The sequence below is a fragment of the Azospirillum sp. UENF 312511 genome, assembly GCF_058780635.1.
Map to the genome: position 1 here is coordinate 779073 of NZ_JBSNCG010000001.1, position 21198 is coordinate 800270.

25 protein-coding genes are annotated in these 21198 nt (G+C 69.4%); 9 read left to right on the forward strand and 16 right to left on the reverse strand.

The genetic code is table 11. The features are described from left to right. Positions 1-8 precede the first annotated feature (8 nt). From ACWPN7_RS03490 to ACWPN7_RS03510, 5 genes are all read right to left on the reverse strand, one after another. The gene (locus ACWPN7_RS03490) at positions 9-947 is read right to left on the reverse strand and encodes a 2-hydroxyacid dehydrogenase (RefSeq protein WP_040134360.1); all 939 of its coding nucleotides are present in this window, start codon (positions 945-947) and stop codon (positions 9-11) included. A gap of 25 nt (positions 948-972) precedes the next feature. Then, positions 973-1761 carry an amino acid ABC transporter ATP-binding protein gene (locus tag ACWPN7_RS03495; RefSeq protein WP_282189502.1) on the reverse strand — a complete coding sequence of 263 codons (789 nt, stop codon included), beginning with the start codon at positions 1759-1761 and terminating at the stop codon, positions 973-975. Between the two features lie 156 nt (positions 1762-1917). Beyond that, positions 1918-2718, reverse strand: coding sequence for a transporter substrate-binding domain-containing protein (locus ACWPN7_RS03500; RefSeq protein ID WP_459196684.1), 801 nt, complete (start codon positions 2716-2718; stop codon positions 1918-1920). Between the two features lie 33 nt (positions 2719-2751). After that, positions 2752-3405: an amino acid ABC transporter permease gene (locus ACWPN7_RS03505; protein ID WP_103039538.1), complete on the reverse strand. Its 654-nt coding sequence runs from the start codon at positions 3403-3405 to the stop codon at positions 2752-2754. Positions 3406-3419: 14 nt separating this feature from the next. Then, a complete protein-coding gene (locus tag ACWPN7_RS03510; protein WP_459196685.1) occupies positions 3420-4094 on the reverse strand; it encodes an amino acid ABC transporter permease in 675 nt (224 codons plus the stop codon). Between the two features lie 396 nt (positions 4095-4490). On the opposite strand from ACWPN7_RS03510, the gene ACWPN7_RS03515 reads away from it, so the two are divergent. Next, a complete protein-coding gene (locus ACWPN7_RS03515) occupies positions 4491-5744 on the forward strand; it encodes a molybdopterin molybdotransferase MoeA (RefSeq protein WP_459196686.1) in 1254 nt (417 codons plus the stop codon). A gap of 46 nt (positions 5745-5790) precedes the next feature. Here the strand turns inward: ACWPN7_RS03515 and ACWPN7_RS03520 are convergent, their stop codons facing one another. From ACWPN7_RS03520 to ACWPN7_RS03530, 3 genes are read right to left on the reverse strand one after another with little or no spacing between them, the layout of a single operon-like run. Next, the gene (locus tag ACWPN7_RS03520; RefSeq protein WP_014197334.1) at positions 5791-6117 is read right to left on the reverse strand and encodes a DUF1244 domain-containing protein; all 327 of its coding nucleotides are present in this window, start codon (positions 6115-6117) and stop codon (positions 5791-5793) included. 11 nt (positions 6118-6128) lie between these two features. Further along, on the reverse strand, positions 6129-7367 hold the full coding sequence (locus tag ACWPN7_RS03525; RefSeq protein ID WP_459196687.1) for a DUF2478 domain-containing protein: 1239 nt from the start codon (positions 7365-7367) through the stop codon (positions 6129-6131). Positions 7368-7399: 32 nt separating this feature from the next. Next, complete coding sequence (locus ACWPN7_RS03530; protein WP_040134353.1) at positions 7400-7636, reverse strand: sulfurtransferase TusA family protein; 237 nt, start codon at positions 7634-7636, stop codon at positions 7400-7402. A gap of 189 nt (positions 7637-7825) precedes the next feature. Between ACWPN7_RS03530 and ACWPN7_RS03535 the strand changes: the two genes are divergently transcribed. Continuing rightward, positions 7826-8866, forward strand: coding sequence for an SDR family oxidoreductase (locus ACWPN7_RS03535; protein ID WP_200474687.1), 1041 nt, complete (start codon positions 7826-7828; stop codon positions 8864-8866). Here the strand turns inward: ACWPN7_RS03535 and ACWPN7_RS03540 are convergent. Further along, positions 8856-9605 carry a sulfite exporter TauE/SafE family protein gene (locus ACWPN7_RS03540; protein ID WP_492273115.1) on the reverse strand — a complete coding sequence of 250 codons (750 nt, stop codon included), beginning with the start codon at positions 9603-9605 and terminating at the stop codon, positions 8856-8858. The two genes, ACWPN7_RS03535 and ACWPN7_RS03540, sit on opposite strands and share 11 nt — an antisense overlap. 160 nt (positions 9606-9765) lie before the next feature. Here ACWPN7_RS03540 and ACWPN7_RS03545 point away from each other — a divergent pair, with 160 nt between their 5' ends. Continuing rightward, a complete protein-coding gene (locus ACWPN7_RS03545; protein ID WP_103039533.1) occupies positions 9766-10170 on the forward strand; it encodes a four-helix bundle copper-binding protein in 405 nt (134 codons plus the stop codon). Between the two features lie 13 nt (positions 10171-10183). Here the strand turns inward: ACWPN7_RS03545 and ACWPN7_RS03550 are convergent, their stop codons facing one another. Next, positions 10184-11059, reverse strand: a complete 876-nt coding sequence (locus ACWPN7_RS03550; RefSeq protein ID WP_459196688.1) for a hypothetical protein — start codon at positions 11057-11059, stop codon at positions 10184-10186. Positions 11060-11217: 158 nt separating this feature from the next. Between ACWPN7_RS03550 and dcd the strand changes: the two genes are divergently transcribed. Then, positions 11218-11802, forward strand: coding sequence for a dCTP deaminase (dcd, locus tag ACWPN7_RS03555; RefSeq protein ID WP_040134349.1), 585 nt, complete (start codon positions 11218-11220; stop codon positions 11800-11802). Positions 11803-11897: 95 nt separating this feature from the next. Here dcd and ACWPN7_RS03560 read toward each other — a convergent pair whose 3' ends face one another. From ACWPN7_RS03560 to gloB, 3 genes are read right to left on the reverse strand one after another with little or no spacing between them, the layout of a single operon-like run. Further along, positions 11898-12344 (reverse strand): cupin domain-containing protein, encoded by a 447-nt coding sequence (locus ACWPN7_RS03560; protein WP_247887738.1) that lies wholly within the window; start codon positions 12342-12344, stop codon positions 11898-11900. 8 nt (positions 12345-12352) lie between these two features. Continuing rightward, positions 12353-12958 (reverse strand): glutathione S-transferase N-terminal domain-containing protein, encoded by a 606-nt coding sequence (locus ACWPN7_RS03565; protein ID WP_492273116.1) that lies wholly within the window; start codon positions 12956-12958, stop codon positions 12353-12355. Positions 12959-13012: 54 nt separating this feature from the next. Beyond that, on the reverse strand, positions 13013-13774 hold the full coding sequence (gene gloB, locus ACWPN7_RS03570) for a hydroxyacylglutathione hydrolase (protein WP_459196690.1): 762 nt from the start codon (positions 13772-13774) through the stop codon (positions 13013-13015). A gap of 61 nt (positions 13775-13835) precedes the next feature. On the opposite strand from gloB, the gene ACWPN7_RS03575 reads away from it, so the two are divergent. Both ACWPN7_RS03575 and ACWPN7_RS03580 read left to right on the forward strand, forming a co-directional pair. Continuing rightward, positions 13836-14612 carry a class I SAM-dependent methyltransferase gene (locus tag ACWPN7_RS03575; protein WP_040134347.1) on the forward strand — a complete coding sequence of 259 codons (777 nt, stop codon included), beginning with the start codon at positions 13836-13838 and terminating at the stop codon, positions 14610-14612. 61 nt (positions 14613-14673) lie between these two features. After that, positions 14674-15237, forward strand: coding sequence for an RBBP9/YdeN family alpha/beta hydrolase (locus tag ACWPN7_RS03580; protein ID WP_451994274.1), 564 nt, complete (start codon positions 14674-14676; stop codon positions 15235-15237). 4 nt (positions 15238-15241) lie between these two features. On the opposite strand, the gene ACWPN7_RS03585 is transcribed toward ACWPN7_RS03580, so the two are convergent. The 3 genes from ACWPN7_RS03585 to metX all read right to left on the reverse strand — a co-directional run bounded on the left by ACWPN7_RS03585 (position 15242) and on the right by metX (position 17767). Continuing rightward, positions 15242-15811 (reverse strand): PRC-barrel domain-containing protein, encoded by a 570-nt coding sequence (locus tag ACWPN7_RS03585; RefSeq protein WP_349620645.1) that lies wholly within the window; start codon positions 15809-15811, stop codon positions 15242-15244. 97 nt (positions 15812-15908) lie between these two features. Further along, entirely contained in the window at positions 15909-16559 is a 651-nt protein-coding gene (metW, locus tag ACWPN7_RS03590; RefSeq protein WP_459196691.1) for a methionine biosynthesis protein MetW, read from the reverse strand. Then, the gene (gene metX / locus ACWPN7_RS03595) at positions 16556-17767 is read right to left on the reverse strand and encodes a homoserine O-acetyltransferase MetX (RefSeq protein WP_456529105.1); all 1212 of its coding nucleotides are present in this window, start codon (positions 17765-17767) and stop codon (positions 16556-16558) included. The genes metW and metX overlap by 4 nt, the downstream gene beginning before the upstream one ends. A gap of 145 nt (positions 17768-17912) precedes the next feature. Here metX and ACWPN7_RS03600 point away from each other — a divergent pair, with 145 nt between their 5' ends. From ACWPN7_RS03600 to ACWPN7_RS03610, 3 genes are all read left to right on the forward strand, one after another. Continuing rightward, positions 17913-18827 carry a chorismate mutase gene (locus ACWPN7_RS03600; RefSeq protein WP_137104967.1) on the forward strand — a complete coding sequence of 305 codons (915 nt, stop codon included), beginning with the start codon at positions 17913-17915 and terminating at the stop codon, positions 18825-18827. Positions 18828-18835: 8 nt separating this feature from the next. Continuing rightward, positions 18836-19930: a histidinol-phosphate transaminase gene (hisC, locus tag ACWPN7_RS03605; protein WP_040134342.1), complete on the forward strand. Its 1095-nt coding sequence runs from the start codon at positions 18836-18838 to the stop codon at positions 19928-19930. 276 nt (positions 19931-20206) lie between these two features. Continuing rightward, entirely contained in the window at positions 20207-21112 is a 906-nt protein-coding gene (locus tag ACWPN7_RS03610; RefSeq protein ID WP_174440307.1) for a prephenate/arogenate dehydrogenase family protein, read from the forward strand. Positions 21113-21198 lie beyond the last annotated feature (86 nt).

Below are 21198 nucleotides of genomic sequence, written 5' to 3' on the forward strand. Positions count from 1 at the left end.
GCCGCCATTCAGACAACGGCGGTCGGCAGCGGCTGGCCGGCGAAGAAGGCGGACAGGTTCGCCAGCACCAGATTGCCCATGGCCATGCGCGTCTCCACCGTGGCGCTCGCCTGATGCGGCTGAAGCACGACATTGTCCAGGCCGAACAGGGCCTCCGGCGCGTGCGGCTCGTTGGCGAAGACGTCCAGCGCGGCCCCGCCGAGACGCCCCTCGGCCAGGGCGGCGACCAGTTCCGGCTCGTCCACCACGGCGCCGCGGGCGACGTTGACCAGCAGCCCGTCCGGCCCCAGCGCTTCGATCACCGCGCGGTTGACCATGTTGCGGGCGTCCGGCCCGGCCGAGGCGGCGACGATCAGGATGTCGCTCTCCCGCGCCAGATCGACCGGTGAGGCGACGAAGCGGTAGGACACGTCGGCGCGCGGCTTGCGGTTGGTGTAGGCGATGTCCATGCCGAAGCCGGCGGCGCGCTGGGCGATGGCCATCCCGATGCGGCCCAGCCCCAGGATGCCCAGCCGCTTGCCGGTCACCTTGCGGGCCAGCGGCAGGCCGCCGCCCGGCCAGCGCCCGGCGCGCACGAAGCGGTCGCCGACCATCATGCGGCGCGACCCGGCGATCATCAGCCCGATGGCGAGATCGGCCACGTCGTCGGTCAGCACGTCGGGCGTGTTGGTGACGCGGACGCCGCGGCTGGCCGCGTGCTTCAGGTCTACCGCGTCGGTGCCGACGCCGTTGATCGCGACGATCCCCAGGTTGGCGCAGGCGTCCATGACCGCGTTGCTGACGCCCGTGCCGCCGCCGGTGACGACGGCGCGGACTCGCGGCCCCACCTCGGCGACCAGCCGGTCGCGGTCGGGCGCCCCGGCGAGGCGGTGGACGGTGTAGCCCGCGTCCAGCGCCGCCTCGATGTCCGGCATCATGGATTCGACGAGGAGGATCTCCGGCTTCATCAAAAGCGTCCTTCGTGGGGTGGGCTCAGTGGGTGAGGATCTGGCCGAGGAAGTTGCGGGTCCGCTCGGACTTCGGGTTCGTGAAGAACTCGGCGGGGGTGGCCTGCTCGACGATCTCGCCGCGGTCCATGAAGATGACGCGGTCGGCGACCGACTTGGCGAAGCCCATCTCGTGGGTGACGCACAGCATGGTCATGCCGTCCTCGGCCAGCCCGATCATGGTGTCGAGAACCTCCTTGACCATCTCAGGGTCGAGCGCGGAGGTCGGCTCGTCGAACAGCATGACCTTGGGGTTCATGCACAGCGACCGCGCGATGGCGACGCGCTGCTGCTGCCCGCCGGAGAGCTGGCCGGGATACTTGTCCGCCTGCTCCGGGATGCGTACGCGGGCCAGATACTTCATGGCGATGTCGCGCGCCTCCTGCTTGGAAGTGCCGCGCACCCGCATAGGCGCCAGCATGCAGTTCTCGACCACGGTCAGGTGCGGGAACAGGTTGAACTGCTGGAACACCATCCCGACGTCGCGCCGCACCTGATCGAGGTGGCGGTGGTGGGCGTCGATCGTGACGCCGTTGACGGTGATCGTGCCCTTCTGATGCTTCTCAAGCTGGTTGATGCAGCGGATCAGCGTGGACTTGCCGGAGCCCGAGGGGCCGCAGATGACGATCCGCTCGCCCTTGTGGACCTCCAGCTCGATGTCCTTCAGCACATGGAAGCTGTCGTACCATTTCTGGACGCCGGCCATCCGGATGACGACCTCGCCGCTGACCGGCCGCGGCGCGGGAACGTCCGTGCTATCGTAAGCCGAGGCCATGGGGGACTCCTCCTGCTCTGTGTAAACCCTCTCCCCTCTGGGGAGAGGGAAGGGTGAGGGGGATGTGCGTGTCGGAGCGTCCGGCAAAAGCTCATCTCCCTCACCCGCCCGCTTTGCGGGCACCCTCTCCCCAGAGGGGAGAGGGGATGTGGGACGTTACGACTTGGTCAGCGGGGGCAGGTCGGTGCCGAGCCACTTCTTGTGGACCTCGTTCAGCTCACCGTTCGCCTTCGCGGTCTCGATGAACTCGTTGACCCACTTCAGCAGGGCGTCCTGGCCCTTGCGCATGGCGATGCCCTGGACCTGACGGTTCAGCACGAATTTCATCTCGTAGTTGGCCTGCGGGGCCAGCTTCTTGATCTCCTTGGTGACCACGTTGCTGAGGCCCAGCGCGTCCACCTGACCGGACAGCATGGCCTGCACGGCGCTGGCGTCGTCGTCGAAGCGCATGATGCGCGCGTCCTTCGGGGCGACAGCGGTCAGGGCGTTGTCCTGGGTGCTGGCGCGGGCGACGCCGATGCGCTTGCCCGACAGCTCCGCGGCCTCCTTGATCTTGGTGTTGGCCGGGGCGACCAGACCGATCTCGATGGCGGCGTAGGGCTCGGAGAACTGCACCTGCTCGGCGCGGGCCGGGGTGATGCCCAGCGAGGCGACCAGCAGGTCGACCTTGTTGGTCAGCAGGTAGGGGATGCGGTTCGGGCCGGTGACCGGAACGATCTCCACCGGGACGCCCATGTGCTTGCCCAGCAGATTGGCGACGTCGGCGTCGTAGCCGTCCGGCTTGCCGTCGGCGGTGGTGATGCCGAAGGGCGGGAAGTCCACCAGCATGCCGATGGTCAGCTTGCCCTTCGACTTGATCTCGTCGACGGTCTGGGCGGCCGCCGGAGTGGCCAGGGCGACGGCAGCCGCCATCATGGCGCCGGCGACGGCGAGGCGGCGGGTGATCGACAGGGTCATTGGGGTTTCCTCACGGTTCTTATGAAAACAGGATCAGCGGGTGGCTAGGGCGTAGCGCCGCTCCAGACGGGCGCTGAGCAGCGACAGCGGCCAGCACATCAGGAAGTAGAGCACCGCCACGATCCCGAACACCAGGAAGGGCTGGAAGGTGGCGTTGTTGACGATCTGCCCGGCGCGGGTCAGTTCGGTGAAGCCGATGATGGCAGCCAGCGACGTGCTCTTGATGAGTTGCACCAGGAAGCCCACGGTCGGCGGCACGGCGACCTTCACCGCCTGCGGCAGGATCACGTAGCGCATCAGCCCCGGATAGCGCAGGCCGAGCGCCGAGGCGGCCTCCCACTGGCCGCGCGGCACCGCCTGGATGCAGCCCCGCCAGATCTCGCCGAGGAAGGCGCTGGCGTTCAGCGTCAGGCCCAGAGCGGCGGCGGTCCAAGGGTTGAGGTCGAGCCCCATCACCGTGGCGCCGAAGAACACCAGGAAGAGCTGCATCAGCAACGGCGTGCCCTGAAAGAGCTGGATGTAGCCGGTGGCGGCCAGCCGCACCGCCTTGATGTCCGAGGTGCGGGCCAGCGCGATGACCAGCCCGACCGTGGCCCCGCCGATGAAGGCGATGGCCGAGAGTGCCAACGTCCATTGCACGGCGCTGAGGAGGAAGAGGAATTCGTTGTAACTGAAGGCGCGGATCATGGCTTGGCCCTCCCTCAGCGCCGGTCGGTGTCGTAGGCGAAGGCCAGCTTGTAGATGCCGGCGAACAGCGCGGAGAACATCATCGCCAGCGCCAGATAGATGCCGGTGACCACGATGTAGATTTCGAAGCTGCGGAAGGTCTGCGACTGGATGTTGTTGGCGACCGAGGTCAGTTCGTCCGCCGAGATCGCCGAGACCACGCTGGAACTGAGCATCAGCAGGATGAACTGGCTGGTCAGCGCGGGGTAGACGGTGCGCAGCGCCGGCTTGATGACGATGTAGCGGAAGACCTGCAACGGCTTCAGCCCCAGCGCCAGCCCGGCTTCGATCTGGCCCTTTTGGATCGATTCGATACCGGCCCGGATGATCTCCGTCGCGTAGGCGCCGACATTGACCACCATGGCGATCAGCGCGGCGAGATCGGGCGACAGGCGGATGCCCATGGTCGGCAGGCCGAAGAAGATCAGGAAGATCTGCACCAGGAAGGGCGTGTTGCGCACGACCTCGATGTAGGCGTTGATGATCCAGCGGACCGGCTTCGGCCCGGACGTCTTGCCGAGCGCGCAGAGGATGGCGACGATCAGGCCGAGAACCATGGCGCCGATCGACAATTGCACGGTCAACCAAGCGCCCTGGAGCAGATAGTCCCAGGAGTCGGTGACCGCCTTGAAATCGAAGGTGTAGTTCACGGGCTTTCCCTCCGCATCCGGGCCGGCCGCATCCGAACCGCTGTGCGCGTTCGGTGAACGGTCCCTTGTGCGGGATTCTCGTTGTCGGCCTCTCATCGTCCGGCGGACCGTGGCGATGCCTCCGGCGCCGGATGTTTGGAGAGCCTATTTGGATCGATCCAAATGCGCAAGACGGAAAACGCAGCGCTGCGAAAATTAATACGTGCGGCCAACAATCATCCCGCGAATTCCCCGTGGTGATGTTAAACCGCAATGGAGCGTAGACGAACGGACGCTTGCGCCGCGCCGCGTCTTGACGATGATCAAGGCCGAACACGGCCGCCCACCGGACTATCCGGGGTGATACGACGTGGTGCCGCCCCCCTTGAGGGTGGCCCAATGGAGAAGGATTGTCGCATGGACTGCTTCGCCGCTCCCGCCCCCTCCGCCCCCTTGCCGCTGGACGAGGCGCTGGACCGCGTGCAGCGTGCCTACGGCGCGGTGACGGAGCCGGAGGAGGTGCCGCTGCGCGCCGCGCTCGGCCGCATCCTGGCGGAACCGGTGACGGCGACGGTCAACGTGCCGCCGGTCGCTGTCTCGGCGATGGACGGCTGGGGATACGGCAAGGCGGACTCCGCGGGTGCGGATGGCGATGTCCTGCGGCTGGCCGTGGTGGGGCGCGTGCCCGCCGGGTCCGTCTTCCCCGGAACGGTCGGGCCGGGTGAGGCGGTGCGCATCTTCACCGGCGCGCCGATCCCGGCGGGTGTGGACACCGTCGCCATGCAGGAGGACTGCCGAGCCGAAGGTGGTGCGGTGCTGGTGCCCGCCGGCCTGAAGCGCGGCGCCAACATCCGAGACGCCGGGGAGGACATGACGGCCGGGTCGGTCGTGCTGACTCCCGGCCTGCGGCTGCGCGCCCAGGAGGTCGGTCTGGCCGCCGCGGTCGGGCGGTCGAGCCTGTCGGTGCGCAAGCGCCTGCGCGTCGTCCTGTTCTCCACCGGCGACGAACTGCGCGAGCCGGGGACGGAGAAGCCGGAGGGCGCGATCTACGACGCCAACCGCTACACGCTGGCCGCCCAGCTCGACGCGCTGGGGGCGGATGTGCGCGACCTCGGCATCCTGCCGGACAAGCCGGACGTGACCCGCGCCGCCCTGGCCGACGCCGCGGCGACCGCCGACCTCGTCGTCACCTCCGGCGGCGCCTCGGTGGGGGAGGAGGACCATGTCAAGCGGGTGGTCGGGGAACTGGGCTCCGTCAACCTTTGGAAGCTCGCTCTGAAGCCGGGCAAGCCGCTGGCGCTCGGGCGCATCGGCACCACGCCGTTCCTCGGCCTGCCGGGCAACCCGGTCTCGGCCATGGTGACCTTCATGCTGGTGGGCCGCCCGCTGGTGCTGCGCCTGTCGGGGGCGGAGAGCGCGCCGGCCCCGCGCTGCCTCGTCGTTGCCGGTTTCGAGTTCAAGAAGAAGCCGGGGCGCCGCGAGTTCCTGCGCGCCCGTCTGGCGCTCGGACCGGATGGCCGCCCGGTCGCCCACAAGTTTCCCAGCGACAGTTCCGGCGTCCTGACCTCGATGGTCGAGGCCGACGGGCTGGTGGACATGCCGGCAGACGCCACGACGATCCGCGACGGGGACATGGTGGAGTTCCTGCCCTTCACCGGCCTGTTCGCCTGAGCGCCGGACGATCCCTCTCCCGGGGACGGGAGAGGGGAGAGGGCCCTTACTTCTTCGGCATGTGGCCGCTGATCTCGGCGTGCAGAGGCTTGGTGTCCTCGAAGGTCTTCTGCTGCTCCGGGGTGGCTTCCTTCTGGTGCTTCGCCTTCCATTCCGAATAGGGCATGCCGTAGACGGCGATGCGGGCCTCCTCGTCGGTCAGCGGCACGTTCCGCTCCTTGGCGGCGGCGGCGTACCATTTGGACAGGCAGTTGCGGCAGAAGCCGGCCAGATTCATCAGGTCGATGTTCTGCACGTCGGTGCGCTTCTGGAGATGCGCGACCAGACCGCGGAACGCGGCGGCTTCCAGCTCGGTGCGGGTCTTCTCGTCCATTCCAATCCCTCTCAATTCTGTTCGTTGTGCAGCGTGACGAAGCGGCCATGGCGGTGGAAGCTCTGGGACGAGCCCCCGGCCAGGATCGCCTCGGCCACGGCGTCGCGGTCCTCCACCACGAAGCCGGCCAGCGCGGCGATGCCGTAGCGGAACAGCCGCGGGGTCAGCGGCGTCCCCGGCCCGACCAGGGCGACGCGGGTTCCCTCCGCCACCGACAGCAGGCGGGGCAGGGTGCGGTTGGTCAGGGTGGAGGAAGTGATCGCCGCCCCCTCCGCCCCCGGCAGCAGCCATTCCCCGGCGACCTCCGGATACTCCCCGTCGCTGGGGTTCATTTCGACCACATGGGCGTTGGGCAGGCGCCGGGCAATCTGCGGGAAGGCCCCGAAGACGACCACGCGCCCCTCCATCCCGGTGAACAGGTCGAGCCCGTTGGCCGTGGAGCCGGTCAGGTCGGGACGGTTGTAGTGGGCGTTCAGCGCGGCCATGCCGACCGCGGTCTCCTGCGGGTCCCAGGAGCGCGCGGCGTGGGCGGCCAGCCCGGCGAGGCCGACGCCGGCCCAGCGCGCCGGATCGGGCGGCGGCGCCGACTGCGGGCGGGCGGCCAGACCGATGCCGGGTCCCCCGGCGCCGTCCGCCTCCACCATGATCCATTTGGCGCCGATGGTGATGGCGCGGACATCGGCGTCCTCCACGCCGTGCAGCAGGTCGTCGTAAAGCCGGTGCGCCCCCCACCAGCGCCACAGCGCGTCCTCGTGCGGCGAGATCAGGGAGGTGAAGCCGCCGGTGAAGCTCTGCCATTCGTTGAGGAAGCGGCTGCCGACGCTGGTCAGCACCGGAATGCCCTCGGCGATGCCGGCCAGCAGCTCGTCCGCCAGCCCCTCGCCATGCGCCTCCAGCCCGGCGAACTTGTTGACCACCAGCAGGTCGGCGCGCTCCGCGATGGCGCGGCGCAGCGCCTGGCTGGCCTCGGCCACCCCCTGGGGATCGACGCGGCAGGACTGCGATTCGCGGCCGAGATGCTGGGAGATGTCGTAGGCCTGGCCGGTGGCGACGTCCACCAGCTCCATCAGGTCGGTGCAGTCGCCGGGCGCGCCGGTGTTGCGCTGGATCACGCCGCCGACGCGGAAGCCGCGCCGCCTCAGCTCCATCACGAAGCGGTCGATCATCGCGTCGACGGCGATGGAGCCGGGGCCATGGACCACCGCACCAGGACGCAGCGGGGGCGGGACCGCGGGGCGCAGGGTCGGCATGGGGCGGACTCCTTCAGGAATGGAGAGGAACGTCAGGCGGCAGCGGCGCCGCGGCGGATGTGGTACACGAACACCTCCCCGCGCGTCTCGTGCGCCAGCAGCACGTTGTCGGTCGTGTTGCAGAAATGCTTGAAGTCGATGATCGACGCCGGGTCGGTGGCATAGACGATCACCTCCTCCCCCTCGGCCATTTTGTCCAGCAGGGCGCGCGTCCGCAGGATGGGCAGCGGGCAGTGCAGACCCTTCACGTCGAGTTCCTTGGCCGCCACGGACGTAACCTCTTCTTCTGCATCGTCACCGGACGCCGCGACTGTAGCGGGTTCCCGCCGCCGTCTCCACCGTTCCCATAGATTTGGCGTTCCGGACAGTTTGGCGGTCCGGAGGCCCAGGGCACCTTTGCCGGGCTGGGATGTTAGCCAGGGAAACGGATTCGAACGAACAATGCGGGAGCAACGCTTATGGCCGGTCGGCATTTCGACAAGGTGGTGGTCATCACCGGGGCGTCCAGCGGGATCGGCCGGGCGACCGCCCTGGAATTCGCACGCCACGGCGCCGCGGTGGTCCTGGCGGCGCGGCGCCACGCCGCCCTGCACGAGGTCGCGGAGGACTGCATCGAGGCCGGGGGGCGGGCGATGGTCGTGCCCACCGACGTGCGCGACCAGGAGCAAATGAACCGGCTGGCCGAGCGCGCCATCGAGGTGTTCGGCGGGATCGACGTCTGGGTGAACAACGCGGGCGTCATCGCCTTCGGGCGCTTCGAGGAGACTCCGCAGGATGTGTTCGAGGAGGTGATGCGCACCAATTTCTTCGGCACCGCCAACGGCTGCCGGGCCGTTCTGCCGCACTTCCTGGAGCGGGGGGAGGGCACCGTCATCAACGTCGCCTCGCTGGCCTCCCTCGTCGGGCAGCGCTACGCTGCCGCCTACGCCGCCAGCAAGTTCGCGGTGCGCGGCTTCTCCGAGACGCTGCGGCAGGAGCTGGTGGAGGACCCCGGCATCCAGGTCTGCACCGTGCTGCCCGGTCCCATCGACACGCCGCTGTGGCAGCATGGGGCGAACTACACCGGCCGCGCCGTCAAGGCGATGAACCCACTGCGCCCGCCGGAGGAGGTCGCCGAGGCCATCCTGCGTCTGGCCGAAAGCCCCAAGCCGGAGTTGTTCGTCGGCGCCGCGGGTCGCTCCGCCGCCCTGCCGCATGTGGTGGCACCGGCGCTGGCCGACCGTATGCTGGCCCACCGGATGGACCGCGACATGTTCGACAACCGCCCGGCCCACGACACCTCCGGCGGCGTTCTGGAGGCTATGCCGGACTATCGCGAGGCGAGCGGCGGCTGGATGGAGCGCGCGGCTGCGCAGGCACCCCAAAGCCGGGTGGAAGGACGCCGCGCCTTGTGCTGGACCAACGTCGCTCTGTTTTTGCTGCCCATCGGCCTGATGAGTCGTCTGCCCGCCCATGTCTGGGAGCGGCGGGCGTGGGAGGGGTCGAGGGTCAGGCCGTGAGCATCTTGAGGCCGGACAAAGCGAGGATCGCCGCCAAAAGATAGCGCAGCGCCGCGGTCGGCAGATGGCGGCTGCCCAGCCAGGCGCCGACCGCCCCGCCGACCCCGGCGGCGGCCAGCCACCAGGACAGGGCCGCCGGCAGGGTCGTCGCGGTCGTCCAGGTGCCGGCCAGCGCCGCCGCCGAGTTCAGCAGGTTGTAGGCGGCCGAGACGGCGGCGGCGCGTCGCGTCGCGACCCAGCCCATGAGCAGGATCAGCGGCGCGAGGAAGATGCCGCCGCCGGTGCCGGTCATCCCGGACAGGAAGCCCACGGCGGCCCCGGCGGCGAGCGCCGGCAGGAAGGGCGGGGTGGTTGCGTCCGCCCGTTCGGGCGTTCCGCGGGTCGCCCAGGTGGAACGCGCCAGTTCCAGCGCCGCCAGCAGGAGGATCGCTCCGACCAGCGGGTAGTAGAGACGGGGCGGCAGGTGCATCGTGCCGCCGAGGAACGAGAAGGGCATCCCCAGCACGCCGAACGGGTAGAAAGCCCGCCACGTGAACAGCCCGGCGCGGGCGAAGCGCACGGTGCCGATGGCCGCCACCAGGAGGTTGAGGGCGAGCGCCGTCGGCTTCATCGTCGCCGGGTCGAGCCCGACGATGCCCATGACGGCGAGGTAGCCGGAGGCTCCTGCCTGTCCGACCGCGGCGTACAGCGTGGCGACGGCCAGGATCAGCGCCGTCAGACCGACCGTCTCGTTGAACACCCGCGTTTCCCTTCAAGCCGTGCCGGTCGCTTGTAAACCGGCGCGCGCGGGCGGGGCCAGGGAAAGGGCGGAGATTTTCCGAACCATGGCGGCGTGGCGCTGTTGGCGGAAGGAGGGCGCCGACGCCCATACCCCCACCTCTGTCCCTCGGAGTTTGCCCATGCACGCCCGCGCGATGATCAGCACGCACCCCCAGGTCCGCGGCAACACCAACGACGCGCTCATCCGCTGCATCGAGGCCTGCTACGATTGTGCCCAGACCTGCACCACCTGCGCCGACGCCTGCCTGGGCGAGGATCAGGTGGCCGAGCTGGTCCAGTGCATCCGCCTGAACATGGATTGCGCCGACGTCTGCACGGCGACCGGCTCCGTCGCCACCCGGCGCAGCGGCTCCAACGAGGCGGTGATCCGCGCCATGCTCGACGCCTGCGCCACCGCCTGCCGCCTGTGCGCCGAGGAGTGCGAGCGCCACGCTGGCATGCACCAGCATTGCCGCATCTGCGCCGAAGCCTGCCGGACCTGCGAGGACGCCTGCCGCAAGGCCCGGCAGTCCCTGAGCCATTGACGGAGGCGGCGGTTTATCCAGCGTTGCCGAGGATCACCCGGTCCAGATAATCGGCGAGCAGGGGGGCATCGCCCAGCCCGAGCAGCAGCTTGGACGAGACATTGCCGTTCTCCGTCCGCAGGCCCGGAACCGCGGCGTGGCGGGCCAGGAAGCCGTCCAGCCCGGCGTTCCAGGTGGGATCGGCGTTGCGGCAGAAGATCTTCGACAGCGAGAAATGCGGCACCTTGCGGAAGGGACTGGCGAGGCGCTTCCCCTGGAAGATGGCCGGCGGGTTGCCGAGCGCGCGATAGCGGGTTTCCAGCGTCTTGCGGAAACTCTGGAAGGTCGTTCCGCCGCTCTCCATGCCGATGGTGACGACCGGAACGCCGAGCAGGGCCACCGAGTCGGCGATCAGGAGGGCGTTCTCCTCCTGGTCGCGCCGGATGGCCTCGGCGAGCGCCGGATCGCCGCGCATCGCCTCGGTCAGCCCCACCGTGCGCGGCGTGTGGAAGGAGCTTTTGTTCAGCACCATCACCTTGCTGCGGAAGGACGCGGCGCCGAAGATGCCGTCGAAGAAGCTGTGCGCCATGGCCCCGGCGCGCCCCTGGACACAGAGATAGACGGACTGCTCGAACTCTCGCCGCCCTGGATTGTCGCCGACCAGGATGAGTTCCGGCAGCGGTCCACCGTCGGCGCTGTAAGCGGTCAGATCGCCGTTCACGACGAACAGCGGCGATACGGAGTCTCGAAGAGCGCGGACCCGTTCGCCATGCTCGGCGACGCGGGTCCGAAATAGCGAAACCGCATCGGGCCGGGCGTCCACGGGCGGGACATCGCCCAGGATGACGGACAGGTGGCGCAATTCGGCATCATTGTCGGTTGCCGACGCGTCGATCGAGGATACCGCCATTCCCACACCCCTTTTGCAAAGCGGCCCCATCGAAGGGACTGGTGCCATCTAAGGGACTGGTGATTGTGTTGTCGAGAGGCGTCGATCCGGCTATAGAGTGCGCCAGGGACGCGACCGGAGCCGCGCCGATTGCGGGTTCGCCAGGAGGTTCGGAAGGAATGAAGCTGTCAGACGTCGATATTCGCCGATACCTCGCCGAAGGACGCATCGAGATCGACCCGTTGCCGGCCGAGAGCCAGATCGGCGCCATGTCGGTCGACCTCCAGCTCGGGAGCGCCTTCCAGGTCTTCCCGCCGGGCAAGGCGGCCTTCGTCGACCTCGCCCCGCCGGAGGGTCATCCCAGCCAGGTTCCCGACAAGCTGATGGACCGCGTCGAGGTTCCCGTCGGCGAGCCGTTCTTCCTGCATCCGGGGGAGCTGGTGCTCGGCATCACCGTGCAGCGCATCGGCCTGCCCAACGACATCGCCGGCCGCCTGGACGGCCGCAGCAGCCTCGCCCGTCTCGGGCTAATGGTGCACGCCACCGCGCACACCATCGATCCGGGCTGGAACGGCCGCATCACGCTGGAATTCTTCAACTGCGGACGGCTGCCGCTGGCGCTGCGCCCGGGCATGCGAATCTGCGCCCTCAGTTTCGAGACGCTGATGTCGCCGACTTCCAAGCCCTACGCCGCGCGCCCCGATGCCAAGTACCGCGACCAGCTCGACCCGCTGCCGAGCCGGATCAACCTGGAACAGCCCTGAGGGCTGATTTCCGAAGGCCGATGTTGGAAAGGCACCCCGTTTTCGGGGCGCCTTTTTTCTGTGCCGCTGTGTGGCTGGTCATCCGCCCGGATGTCTCATCCGGGTTCCCACCCGTCCGGCGCCATCTCGAAACCGGCGAATTCGAAGGCGGGGGACACGGTGCAGCCCACCAGAACCCAGCCCGCCAGCGGCCGTGCCGCCTGCCACGCGTGCGCCGGAACGACCCCCTGCGGGCGCTGGCCGCCCGCAAGATCCATCCCCAGCACCGCCCGCTCCACCGACCGTCCATCGGTGGAGATGGCCAGCTCCAGCGGTCCGCCGGCGTGCCAGTGCCACATCTCGACCGCGTCCACCCGGTGCCAATGGGAACGCTCGCCCGCCTGAAGCAGGTAGTGGATGCCGGTCTTGACCCCACGCCCGCCGCCCGGCGGGGCGTCCCGGTAGGTCTCCACATAGTGGCCGCCTTCCGGATGGGGCTGCATGCCCAGCGTCGCGATGATGCGCTCGGGCGTCAGGGCCTCCATGGCGTCGTCCTTTCCCATCCCCGCCCTCACGCCGGCGGCGGCGCGGTGCGGCGGAAACTGTCGAGGTCGGAGGCGGAGGCGAACCACGCCGCCAGTTCCGGACGGCCCATCCGCCAGTCCTCGTGCCCGAAGCGGAAGTCGAGGTAGCCGAGCGCCACCAGGATGGACAGCGTGCCGATGGTCAGCGTGCCGTCGAGGGCCGGCGCCTCCGCCTCCAGCACGTCGAGCGCGCGGGCAACGGCGCGGCGCTGGCGGTCCGACCAGGAGTTGGAGCGCTCGCCGTCCGGACGCTGAAGCTCCAGGCGGCGCAGGATGGCGGCGTCGCAGATGCCGTCGGCCAGCGCCTGCTGGCGCAGCGCCGTCCAGCGCGCCGGGCCGGCGGCCGGGAACAGGCGCGGGCCGTCGTGCAGCGAGTCCAGATACTCGGCGATCACCGGACTGTCGTAGAGCGCCGAGCCGTCGTCCAGGATCAGGGCCGGCACCTTGCCCAGCGGGTTGTCCGTCGGCAGGTCGGTGTCCGGTGCCCAGGCGTTGGTCACCTGCTTCTCGACCGCCGAGTCCAGCCCGCATTCGATGAGGACCATCGCGACCTTGCGGACGTAGGGCGAGGTCGGGCTCCAGCGCAGCTTCATCAAAATCTCTCCTCCCGGTCTGTGGGCGTCAGCGTAGCGCGAGGACGCGCCGTCTTAAAAGCGGTCCTTGCGGCCGCGGATTTCGGCGAAGACCGCCACCGGGTCGGCCCCGGCCATGCCGAGGGCGGACTGGACCTCCGGCACATCGGCGCGCAGGAAGGGGTTGGTGGCCTTCTCGACGCCCAGCGTGGAGGGGATGGTCGGCTCCCCGCGCTCGCGTTGCGCGGCTATGTCCGCCACGCGGGCCTTCAGGGCGGCGTTGTCCGGCTCCACCGTCACGGCGAAGCGGGCGTTGGACAGGGTGTATTCATGGCCGCAATAGACGCGGGTGTCGTCCGGCAGGCCGCGCAGCTTGACCAGAGAGGCCCACATCTGGGCGGGCGTGCCCTCGAACAGCCGTCCGCAGCCGAGCGCGAACAGCGTGTCGCCGCTGAACAGCACTTTGGCCTCCGGAAACCAGAAGGCGATGTGACCGGAGGTGTGGCCGGGGACAAAAAACACGTGTGCGGTGAGCGATCCGAACGAAATGGTCTCGCCTTCGCCCAGGCACGTCTCCATATCGGGAATGCGGGCGACGTCGGCGCGCGGGCCGATCACGTCGGCGCCATAGCGCGCCTTCAGCGCGTGGTTGCCGCCGATGTGGTCGTTGTGATGGTGGGTGTTGAAGATGTGCGTCAGCGTCCAGTTGCGCCGCTCCAGTTCCGCCAGCACAGGCTGCGCGTCGCCGGGGTCGACGACACCCACGGCGCCGCTGGCCGGGTCGCGCAGGAGGTAGATGTAGTTGTCGGCGAACGCCGGAATCAGGTGGATGTCCATGGCCTTGGGCCCCTCCCGCATGAATGGACGTTTGATCGAAACGTGATAGCCTGGGATGACCATGTACACCGATATCGTTGATCTTCGTGAATTCTACGAGTCCGGGCTTGGTCAGGCGGCGCGGCGGATGATCCGTCGGCGCATCCGCACCATCTGGCCCGACCTGCGCGGGCAGATCGTGCTGGGGGTCGGCTACACGACGCCGTACCTGCAACCCTTCCGCGACGAGGCGGAGCGGGTGTTCTCCATCATGCCGGCGACCCAGGGCGTGACCTTCTGGCCGCCGGGCGGGCCGGGTCTGGTCGCGCTGGGCGACGAGGCGGACCTGCCGCTCGCCGACATGTCGGTGGACCGCGTGCTGCTCGTCCACGGGCTGGAGGGGACGGAGCAGCTCCGCCCGATGATGAGGGAGATTTGGCGCGTGCTGGCCGGCGGCGGGCGCGTGCTGGTGGTGGTGCCGAACCGCCGCGGCCTGTGGGCGCGGGCCGACTGGACGCCCTTCGGCCATGGCTTTCCCTATTCGGCCTCGCAACTGAAGCAGGTGCTGCGCGACACCATGTTCGTGCCGGAGCGCACCGGCCACGCCCTGTTCCTGCCGCCGCTGCGCTCCCGCTTCCTGATGAAGACCGCCCCGGCCTGGGAGGAGGTCGGCGGACGCTGGTTCAAGGCCTTCGCCGGGGTCACGATGATCGAGGCGTCCAAGCAGATCTTCGCCGGGGTGTCGCGCAAGACCCAGCAGCCGGCCAAGCGCCGTTTGATCGTTCCGCTTCCCGGCGGGGCGGCTCCGGCCCGCCGCCCGGCGGGGTCCGGCGCGTGGCGGGTGTCGGAGGAACCGTAAGCCTTGCTCCGGGGCCGTTGCGGTTTGTAACCTTCCTGGTCACCGCAGCGGATCGGACCCCATGACGAAGGCGAGCGTTCTCATCGTCCCCGGACTCGGCAATTCCGGCCCGGACCACTGGCAGAGCTGGTTGCAGCAGCGCCACCCGTCCTTCACGCGGGTCGAGCAGGCCGACTGGGACGCGCCGGCCCTGGAGGACTGGGTGTGGTCGCTGGAACAGGCCGTGGCCGCCGCGGCCGCCCCGGTGGTGCTGGTCGCCCACAGCCTGGGCTGCATGACGGTCGCCCATTGGGCCCTGCGGAGCGGATCGTCGGTCAGCAAAGTCGCCGCCGCCCTGCTGGTCGCTCCGCCCGACGTCGAATCGGCGGAGCACACGCCGCCGGAGGTCCACGGCTTCGCCCCGGTGCCCACCGATCCGCTGCCCTTCCGCGCGCTGGTGCTGGCCAGCCGCAACGACCCTTACGCCGCGATCGAGCGTTCCTGCGCCTTCGCGGTGGGGTGGGGTGCCGACTTCATCGATGCGGGCGATCTCGGCCACATCAACACCGCCGCCGGCTACGGTCCCTGGCCGGACGGCGAGCGGCTTGTTCTCGATCTGCTGCGTGCGGTGGACAGCGGCGTTTGAGCCGTCACTGCGGCTGGCCGCTCACCGTCTTCACGCCCTCGCCGTAGGTGAATTCCGGCGCCCGCGCGAGTTCGGCCGCCGGCAGGTCCAAAGTCGGCGGCGTGGAGCCGTCGCTGCTGGCGGCCGCACCCGCGATGTCGGTGCGCAGCATGCTGACCGGCAGGGACCGCAGCTTCCCGTCCGCCCCGCTGCCCTCGGCGGGGGCCAGCACGATCCGCTCGATCGCGGCGGCGCTGCCGTCCAGCGTGAAATCCTTGATGGAGCCGCCGGGCTGACCGTCGCGGGTCCGCACCTCCTTGCCGATCAGGGTCCGCGCCTCCTCCGGGGTCAGCAGATGGGGGATCGCGGCGACGGAGGGGGCCGCGCGCTGCATCTCGTCGGAGGGCGCGTCGCCGCCGAGTCCCTCCGGCGAGGCGGCGGGCGGGGTGGCCGGCGTGTCATCCGGGCGCGGCGCCGTCATCAGCGGGGGCCGCGCGGCGTCCGGTGACGTCTGCGGTGTCTGGGCCGATGCGGCGCCGGACAGCAGCAGGGCGGCGGCCGAGGCGGCCAGGACGGAGGAGGGGACGAGGCGCATGGTGCGAAGCTCCCGCTGACGGTTGTTGAACGGACTTTGCCTGTTCAACAGCGCCAGCGGGGCAGGGGTTGCATCGCCGCCGTCTGGCGGGGGCCGCTCAATCCCGGCGCAGCAGGAAGACGCCCTGCTCGCCCAGCAGGTTGGCGAGCCCGGAATGGGCGTGGCCGGTGACCCGGCCGGCACGGTCCACGATCATGCAGCGTTCGATGCGGATGCCCATCTCGTCCGCCAGGACGACGAAGTCCTTGATCGTGCAGAAATGGATGTTGGGCGTTTCCCACCACTGGTAGCCCAGCTTCTCCGTCACCGGCATGCGCCCGGTCAGCAGGAGCTGCACGCGGATGCGCCAGTAGCCGAAGTTGGGCACCGACACGATGGCCCGCCGCCCGATGCGGGTCATCGTCTCCAGCACCGTCCGCGGCTCCCGCATCGCCTGGAGGGTCTGGCTGAGGATCACGTAATCGAAGGCGCCCGGCGGGTAGTCCTTCAGGTCGGTCTCGGCGTCGCCCTGGATGACCGACAGGCCCTGGGCCACGCACTGGTGCACGCCGTCCATCGACAGCTCGATCCCGCGCGCGTCCACCCCCTTCTGGCGGGACAGGAAGGCGAGCAGGGCGCCGTCGCCGCAGCCGACGTCGAGCACGCGGCTGCCCGGCTCCACCATCTCCGCGATCAGCTTCAGGTCGGTGCGGATGCCGTTGCCGGAAGCGTTGCGGGCGGAGGCTTGCTTGTCGTCGAGGGGGCTCATGGCCGGGACGCCCGAGTCAGACCCCGGTGTTCGGCGCAGCCGTCCAGGAAGCCGCGGATCACCTGATGGAATTCCGGCTCGTCGAGCAGGAAGGAGTCGTGGCCCTTGTCGGTGCGGATCTCCACGAAGCTGACGTTGGCCGCCACCGCGTTCAGCGCGTGCACGATGGCCCGCGATTCGGAGGTCGGGAACAGCCAGTCGCTGGAGAAGCTGGCGAGGCAGAAGCGCACCGGCGTGCCCTTGCCGTCCTTGCGGAAGGCGTTGGACAGGGTGCCGCCCCCGTAATCCGCGGCGAGGTCGAAATAGTCCATCGCCCGTGTGATGTAGAGGTAGGAGTTGGCGTCGAACCGCTCCACGAAGGTGATGCCCTGGTGGCGCAGATAGCTCTCCACCTGGAAATCGGCGTCGAAGCCGTAGGTGACGGTCTGGCGGTTTTGCAGGTTGCGCCCGAACTTGCGGTGCAGCGCCGGTTCCGACAGGTAGGTGATGTGCGCGGCCATGCGCGCCACCGCCAGCCCGCGGTGGGGGCGGGTGCCCTCCAGAAGGTAGTTGCCGCCGGCCCAGTCCGGGTCCGCCATGATCGCCTGCCGGCCGACCTCGTGGAAGGCGATGTTCTGCGCCGAGTGGCGGGCCGCCGTGGCGATCGGCACCGCGGCGAACACCGACTCCGGATAGGCGACGGCCCATTGCAGAACCTGCATGCCGCCCATGGAGCCGCCGATCACGCAGAACAACTGGTCGATCCCGAGATGCTCCACCAGCAGCTTCTGCGCGCGGACCATGTCGCCGATGGTGATGACGGGGAAGCCGAGGCCGTAGGGCTTGCCGGTCGCCGGGTCGGTCTCCTTCGGGCCGGTGGAGCCCATGCAGCCGCCGATGACGTTGGAGCAGATGACGAAGTAGCGGTCGGTGTCGACCGGCTTGCCCGGACCGACCAGCATCTCCCACCAGCCGGGCTTGCCGGTCACCGGATGCTGGTCGAGCACGTAATGGTCGCCGGTCAGGGCGTGGCAGATCAGGATGGCGTTCGACCGGTCCGCGTTCAGCGTGCCGTAGGTCTGGTAGGCGACCTCGAAGGGACCCAGCTCCGCACCGCTGTCCAGCCGCATGGGCCGGTCCACCCCGAGCGTGACCCGGTGGCCGGGCATCGTCGCGGGCTCGGCAGGCACGGCGGCAGGCACGGCGGCGGCGGGGTTCGGCGCGGACATGACGGGTCGGTGGCCTCCGGAAAACGGGACGGTATAGCTACGGATCGTCGGTTGGGAGTGTCAACGTTTTCTTTGATTTCGCGTCGCTTGCGGACTACTACTATCCGGCTTTGGATTCGCCCTGGATTTGACGGTTTCCCGCCCCATGCCTCCGCCCAAGTCCCCGCTCGACGATCTGCGCCGCGAGATCGATCACATCGACGATACGATCCACGACCTGCTGATGCGCCGCGCCGCGGTGGTGGAGCGCGTCGGTGTCGTGAAAAGCCAGATCGAGGCCGCGGAAGGTCAGGTCAGCGGGAATCCCCAGACCCCGATCTACCTCCGCCCGGCGCGCGAGGCGGTCATCCTGCGCCGCCTGATGGCGCGCCACGCCGGCTCCTTCCCGGCGATGGCCGTCACCCGCATGTGGCGGGAGATGATCACCGCCTTCACCCGGCTCCAGGGCCCCTTCGCCGTCGCGGTCTACGCGCCGGAGGACCGTCGTGGATTTTGGGACGTGGCCCGCGACCATTTCGGCAGCGTCGTTCCGATGACCGCCGTCAACTCTCCCGCCGCGGCGATCCGCGCGGTGTCGGAGGGCACGGCCACCGTCGGCGTCGTTCCCTACCCGGCGGAGGACGACGCGGACCCCTGGTGGCGCTTCCTGGTGTCGTCCGACGCGCGCACGCCGCGGGTGGTGGCGCGGCTGCCCTTCGCCGGGCGCGGCAACGCCCGCGGCGAGGACCGCGACGCGCTGGCCATCGCGCTGGTCCCGCACGAGCCGACCGGTGACGACCGCACCCTCCTGGGGATCGAGCTGGGGCATGACCTCAGCCGTGGCCGGCTCAAGGACCATCTGGAGACGAGCGGCCTCGCCCCGACCTATTTCTGCACCTGGCACGCCCGCGACCCGTCCGGCCCGTCGATCCATCTGGTCGAGGTCGCCGACTTCGTCGACCACACCGACCCGCGCCTGGCTGCCTTCGCCGGCCGGCTGGGCGAGATCCCGGTGCGGATCAACATCGTGGGCGGCTACGCCGTCCCGCTTCATTTCTCCCACGACGCCCGCAAGGTCTGAGACCTGACATGACCCAGCCGAACAACGGCCCGGCGCCCCGCCCGGGGATTCTCGACATCGCCCCCTACGTCGGTGGCGAGCATGCGGGGCACATCCGCCTCGCCTCCAACGAAGGCGCGCTCGGCCCGAGCCCGCGCGCCGTGGAGGCCTACAAGGCCGCCGCGGGCGAGCTGCACCGCTACCCGGACGGCGGCTCCGCCAAGCTGCGCAAGGCCATCGCGGAGCGCTTCGGCCTGGACGCCGACCGCGTGGTCTGCGGCGCCGGCTCCGACGAGCTGATCGCCCTGCTGATCCGGGCCTATGCCGGGCCGGGGGATGAGGTGCTGTACTCGCAGCATGGCTTCCTGATGTACCCGATCGGCGCCAAGTCGGTCGGCGCCACGCCGGTCCAGGCGCCGGAGACGAACCTGACCACCGATGTGGATTCGCTGCTGGCCCACGTCACGCCGCGCACCCGGCTGGTCTTCGTCGCCAACCCGAACAACCCGACCGGCACCTACATCACCGCCGATGAGATGGCCCGCCTGCACGCCGGCCTGCCGGAGAACGCCATCCTGGTCATCGACGCGGCCTATGCCGAGTACATGAACCACAACGACTATTCGGCGGGGCAGGAGCTGGTTGACCGCTTCCCCAACGTGGTGATGACCCGCACCTTCTCGAAGATCTTCGCGCTGGGCTCGGTCCGGCTCGGCTGGGCCTACTGCCCGGCGGGGATCGCCGACGTGCTGAACCGCGTGCGCGGCCCCTTCAACGTCTCCTCCGCGGCGCAGATCGCCGGGGTGGCGGCGCTGGAGGACACCGCGTTCCTGGAGCGCTCGCGCAGCCACAACATCGAATGGCGGGAGTGGTTCGTCCAGCAGGTCCATGGCCTTGGCCTGAAGACCCATCCCAGCGTGACGAACTTCGTTCTGGTCGATTTCGCCGGCCAGACCGCTGGCAAGGACGACGCCGAGGCGGCGCGCCTGTTCCTGAAGGGCCGCGGCATCCTGGTCCGCCAGATGCCCGCCTACGGCCTGCCGAGCTGCCTGCGCGTCACCATCGGCACGGAGGCCGAAATGCGCGAGGTGGTGCAGGCGCTGAAGGACTTCCTGGCGGCGTAAGGCCGGAGTGGTTTTCCCTCTCCCGCCCCGGGAGAGGGAGGGGCCCGCCGCGAAGCGGTGGGAGGGCGAGGGTATAGACAAGAATCAGCGCCTTGATCCTTGCGCGACCCTCACCCGGCCCTTCGGGCCACCCTCTCCCGGGACGGGAGAGGGGAACGCGCCGTTGCGCGCGTTTCCTCAGGAGGCGGCCGGGCAAACTTTCCCTTGGTCACAGGGCGCCTTGGTGCTTTATAGCGGGGCGTTCTGCAACCCATCCGCAGCCGGTGCCTTGAGATCATGAGCGAGACCGCAGCCCCCTTGGCCGCCCCCCTGTTCGACCGCGTCGCCATCGTCGGCGTGGGTCTGATCGGTTCGTCCCTGGCGCGGGCGCTCACGCATTACGGGGTGGCTCGTCAGGTCGTCTGCGCGGACCGCAGCCCGGAGCATTGCGCCAAGGCGATGGAACTGGGCATCGTCGAGCGCGCCACCACCGATTTGGCGGAAGCGCTGGAGGGTGCCGACGTGGTGGTCCTGGCGACTCCCGTCGGCGCCTTCGCCGAGGTGGGGGAGCAGCTCGGGCCGCTGCTGCGCCCCGGCATGATCGTAACGGACGTCGGCTCGGTGAAGCAGGCGGTGCTGCGCGACGTCGGACCACACATTCCGGACGGCGTGCATCTGATCCCCGGCCACCCGGTGGCGGGCACCGAGCATTCGGGGCCGGAGGCCGGCTTCGCCACCCTGTTCCAGGGCCGCTGGTGCATCGTCACCCCGCCGCCCGGCGCCAACGAGGGCGCGGTGGACAAGGTGGTGACGATGTGGCGCCGCATCGGTTCCACAGTGGAACTGATGGACGCCAACCATCATGACCGCGTGCTGGCCATCACCTCGCACCTGCCGCACCTGATCGCCTACACCATCGTCGGCACGGCGTCCGACCTGGAGGACGACACCAAGTCCGAGGTCATCAAGTTCTCGGCCGGCGGTTTCCGCGACTTCACCCGCATCGCCGCCAGCGATCCGGTGATGTGGCGCGACGTGTTCCTGAACAACCGGGAAGCGGTCCTGGAAATCCTCCAGCGCTTCACCGAGGACCTGACCGCCCTCCAGCGCGCCATCCGCTGGGGCGAGGGGGAGCAGTTGCAGGACCATTTCACCAAGACCCGCGCCATCCGCCGCGGCATCATCGACGCCAAGCAGGCCTGACCGGTCCGGTTGCGCCGTTCGGCTGGCAGCGCCTTTCGATCCCCTATTTTCACATATAAATTTTGATAAATGTGAATTGAGCATAT